At 64.7% G+C, this 4843-nt stretch carries 4 protein-coding genes; all 4 read right to left on the reverse strand.

Going from position 1 to position 4843, the window contains the following annotated elements; all coding sequences use genetic code 11:
• Positions 1 to 28 precede the first annotated feature (28 nt).
• Entirely contained in the window at positions 29 to 1684 is a 1656-nt protein-coding gene (locus EN781_RS25900) for an ABC transporter ATP-binding protein (protein WP_126056962.1), read from the reverse strand.
• Positions 1684 to 2508, reverse strand: a complete 825-nt coding sequence (locus EN781_RS25905) for an ABC transporter permease (protein ID WP_126056963.1) — start codon at positions 2506 to 2508, stop codon at positions 1684 to 1686. Before EN781_RS25905 ends, EN781_RS25900 begins: the two co-directional genes overlap by 1 nt.
• 10 nt (positions 2509 to 2518) lie before the next feature.
• Entirely contained in the window at positions 2519 to 3478 is a 960-nt protein-coding gene (locus EN781_RS25910; RefSeq protein ID WP_126056964.1) for an ABC transporter permease, read from the reverse strand.
• Between the two features lie 16 nt (positions 3479 to 3494).
• Positions 3495 to 4843: ABC transporter substrate-binding protein (locus tag EN781_RS25915; protein ID WP_145965625.1), on the reverse strand; the 1349-nt coding region annotated here is incomplete at its 5' end.

Here is a 4843-nt window from a genome sequence, read left to right on the forward strand (position 1 = left end):
GGGGCGTCCCAGACGCGCGAGGAGCGTCCTAGTTGCCCGCGCTCGCCATGCGCCGGCCCTTGATCGCCTTCTCCAGCCAGCCGATCTCCATTTCGGGGACGGAGGATAGCAAAAGATCGGTGTAGGCGTCGAAGGGCGGCGACAGCACCTTGCTTTTGGCGCCGTAGCGCACCACCTCGCCGCGATACATCACCGCGATCGAATCGGCGATCGACTTCACCGTGGCGAGGTCGTGGGTGATGAACAGATAGGCGACGCCCTCTTCCTTCTGCAGTCCGAGCAGAAGCTCGAGGATACCATGGGCCACCAGCGGGTCGAGCGCCGACGTCACCTCGTCGCAGATGATCAGCTTCGGCTTGGCGGCGAGCGAGCGGGCGATGCAGACGCGCTGCTTCTGGCCGCCGGAGAGCTCCGCCGGGTAGCGGTCGACGAAGCCCTTGCCCATCTCGATCTTGTCGAGCAGCTCGGCGACGCGCCGGTCGCGCTCGCTGCCGCGTATGCCGAAATAGAATTCGAGCGGCCGGCCGATGATGGTGCCGACGGTCTGGCGCGGATTCATCGCCACGTCGGCCATCTGATAGATCATCTGCAGCTGGCGCAGGTCCTCTTTCGGCCGATCGGCGAGCTTGTTGCCGAGCGTGCGGCCATCGAAGACGACGCCGCCCTGCTCGGGCGGCAACAGACCGGTGATGGCGCGCGCCAGCGTCGACTTGCCCGAGCCGGATTCGCCGACGACGGCCAGCGTCTGGCCGGGAAAAATGTCGACCGAAACGTTCTTCAACACCTTGATATGGCTGCGGCCATAGGCGGCGGTCACGTTCTTCACCGACAGCACCGGCGTCGTGCCGGGCTGTTGCTCCTGGTGCGCGATCTCGTGCACCGACACCAGCGCGTTGGTGTATTCCTGGCGCGGTTCCTTGATGATCTGGCGGGTGCCGCCCCATTCGACCAGCCGGCCGTGGCGCAACACCATGATCTCGTCCGACACCTGGGCGACGACGGCAAGGTCGTGGGTGATGTAGAGTGCCGCGACATGCGTGTCGCGGATGGCGTCCTTGATCGCCGCCAGCACGTCGATCTGCGTCGTCACGTCGAGCGCGGTGGTCGGCTCGTCGAAGACGATCAGGTCCGGCTCGGAGCACAGCGCCATCGCCGTCATGACGCGCTGCAGCTGGCCACCGGAGACCTGGTGGGGAAAGCGTTCGCCAATGGTTTCCGGGTTGGGCAGGCTGAGCTTCTTGAACAGCGCGACGGCGCGCTTCTCTGCCTCGGCCCGCGTTGCCGTGCCGTGCAGAAGGGCGGCTTCGACTACCTGGTCCATCAGCCGGTGCGCCGGATTGAAGGCGGCGGCAGCCGACTGCGCGACGTAGCAGACCTCGCGGCCGCGCAACCTGCGGAAGCCTTCCTTGCCGCCCTTCAGGATATCACGACCGTTGAGGATGACCTCGCCGCCGGTGATGCGCACGCCGCCGCGGCCATAGCCCATCGACGACAGGCCGATGGTCGACTTGCCGGCGCCGGACTCGCCGATCAGGCCGAGCACCTTGCCTTTCTCCAGCGTCAGCGATACGTCGTGCACCAGGGTAATGGTCTTAGGCTGCTCGCCGGGCGGATAGACGGTCGCTTCGATGCGCAGGTTGCGGATGTCGAGCAGCAGGCCAGACTTTGCTTTGGTGTCAGCCATCAGCCGCGCCCTCCCTTCAGGCTTGCCGTGCGGTTGAGCACCCAGTCGGCGACAAGGTTGACCGAGATGGCAAGCGCCGCGATCGCCGCTGCCGGGATCAGCGCCGCCGCGATGCCGAAGACGATGCCGTCCTTGTTTTCCTTCACCATGCCGCCCCAGTCGGCATCCGGCGGCTGGACGCCGAGACCGAGGAAGGAGAGCGTCGACAGGAACAGCACCGCATAGATGAAACGCAGGCCGAGTTCCGAGACCAGCGGCGACAGCGCATTGGGCAGGATCTCGCGAAAGATGATCCAGCCGCTGCCTTCGCCGCGTAATTTGGCGGCCTCGACATAGTCCATGACGTTGATGTCGACGGCGACGGCGCGCGACAGGCGATAGACGCGGGTGGAGTCGAGAACCCCCATCACCAGGATCAGCGTCACCAGGTTGGTGGGCAGCACCGAAAGCACGACAAGGCCCATGATCAGCGTCGGGATCGACATCAGCAGGTCGACGAGGCGCGACAGCAGCGTGTCGTACCAGCCGCCGAACACCGCCGCCGAGAAGCCAAGTATGGCGCCGAGCGAGAAGGACAGCGCTGTCGCCAGCACGGCTATGAAGAGGGTGATGCGGGCGCCGTAGATCATGCGCGAGAGAAGATCGCGGCCGAGATTGTCGGTGCCCAGCCAATGCGCCGACGACATCGGTTCCCAGACGTCGCCGACGATCTCGGCATTGCCATGCGGCGCGATCCAGGGCGCGAGGATCGCCGCCAGCACGAACAACGCCGTCAGCACCAGGCCGATCAGCGAGGGGATGGGAATGCGTCTCAGGGTCTGCATGCCCGCCCCCTCACTTCGGATGTCTGAGCCGCGGATTGGCGACAATCGCCGCAATGTCCGCGATAATGTTGAGGCTGATGTAGACGGCGGCGAAGATGAGGCCGACCGCCTGTACGACAGGCACGTCGCGCTTGGTGACATGGTCGACCAGGTACTGACCCATGCCGGGATAGACGAAGATCACCTCGACCACCACGACGCCGACAACTAGGTAGGCGAGGTTAAGCATGACGACGTTGATGATCGGCGCGATGGCGTTCGGGAAGGCATGCTTGCGGATGACGGCGAAAGCCGACAGACCCTTCAGCTCGGCCGTCTCGACATAGGCCGACTGCATGACGTTGAGGATCGCCGCACGCGTCATGCGCATCATGTGGGCCAGCACCACCAGCGTCAGCGCCGCGGCCGGCAACGCAATCGCCTGCATGCGCTCGCCGAAGGACATGCCCTCATAGACGGTGGAAATGGCCGGGAACCATTGGTGCTGCACGGCGAAGTAAAAGACGAGCAGATAGCCGATGAAGAACTCCGGGAACGAGGTCGAGGCGAGCGCCACGCCGGAGATCAGCTTGTCGACCCAACCATTGCGATAGCGCACCGCGATCAGGCCGAGGATGATCGCCAGCGGCACGGCGACGATCGCCGCCCAGAAGGCAAGGAACAGCGTGTTCCACAGCCGGTCCTTGATCGACGTCGCGATGTCCTGCCCGCTCGACATGGCGGTGCCGAGATCGCCGGTGAGCACGCCGCCCAGCCAGTGGAAGTAGCGGAGATAGGCAGGCTGGTTCAGCCCGAGCTGCTCGCGCAGATTGGCGAGCGACTCCGGCGTCGCCGATTGTCCGAGAATGGCTTGCGCGACGTCGCCGGGCAGGATCTGGGTGCCGGCGAAGATCAGGACCGAAACGGCCAACAAAAGGAGGATGCCCAGCGCAACGCGCTGGGCCACCAGTTTCACGATGGGTGAGGACATCTCCGCAAGGCCAGGCTCAAGCTTCGAGCCAGCATTTCGCCAAAGCGTAACCGTTCATCAGTTCCTGATGCGGATCGTCGACCCAGCCGCCGACCTTAGCACCCGTGGCGTCGATGAACTGATTGAACATCGGCAGGATCAGGCCGCCTTCGTCGCGCACCATGACGGCCATGTCATGGTACATCGCCTTGCGCTTGGCTTCGTCGAGCTCGGCGCGCGCGGCCAGCACCATCTTGTCGAAGTCCGGACGCTTGAAGCGCGTGTCGTTCCAGTCGGCCGTCGACAGATAGGCGGTCGAGTACATCTGGTCCTGGGTCGAGCGTCCGCCCCAGTAGGAGGCGCAGAAGGGCTGCTTGTTCCAGACCTCGTTCCAGTAGCCGTCGCCCGGCTCGCGCTTGATCTCGAGCTTGATGCCGGCCTTGGCCGCGCTCTGCTGGTAGAGCTGCGCTGCATCGACGGCGCCGGGGAAAGCCACATCGGAGGTCCTGAGCAGGACCGAACCATCGTGGCCGGACTTCTTGTAGTGGAACTTGGCCTTGTCCGGATCGTACTTGCGCTGCTCGATCTCGGTGAACAGCGGGTAGGACGCGTTGATCGGGAAGTCGTTGCCGAGCGAGCCGTAGCCGCGCAGCACCTTGTTCAGCATCTCCTCGCGGTCGATCGCCAGCTTCAGCGCCATCCTGAGGTCGTTGTTGTCGAACGGCGCCGTGTTGCAATGCATGATGAACACGTAGTGGCCGGGGCCCGCATGGTTGCGGATGGTGACGCCGGGCACGCGCTTGATCAGGTCGACGATCTTCGGCTCGACGCGGTTGATCATGTTGACCTGGCCACCCTGCAGGGCCGCGGTGCGCGCCGTCGCGTCGTTGATGACGACCACTTCGATCTGGTCGGCATGACCCATCTTGTCGCCCTGCCAGTAATTGGCGAAGCGCTCGCCGACATGGCGCACGCCGGGCTCGTTGGTCACGATCTTGTACGGGCCGGCGCCGATGCCGGCATCGGGCTTGTCCTTGCCGCCGTTCGGCTGGACGATGAGGTGATAGTCGCTGAGCAGGTAGGGAAGGTCGGCATTGGCCTCCTTCAGCGTCAGCACCACTTCCTTGCCGCTGGCCTTGATGCTCTCAATGCCCTTCATGTAGCCGAGCGCGCCGGACTTCGACTTCTCGTCCGAATGGCGCTCGAGCGTGGCGGCGACGTCCTCGGCGGTCACGGTCTTGCCGTTGTGGAATTCGACGCCGTCGCGGATCTTCAGCGTCCAGACCTTGGCATCGTCGGACGAGCCGATCTCCTCGGCGATGCGGTTCTCGAGCTTGCCCTCGGGCGACAGCTCGACGATCATTTCGCCCCAGCACTTGCCGAAGG

The organism is Mesorhizobium sp. M4A.F.Ca.ET.090.04.2.1, from assembly GCF_003999085.1.
GTDB lineage: Bacteria > Pseudomonadota > Alphaproteobacteria > Rhizobiales > Rhizobiaceae > Mesorhizobium.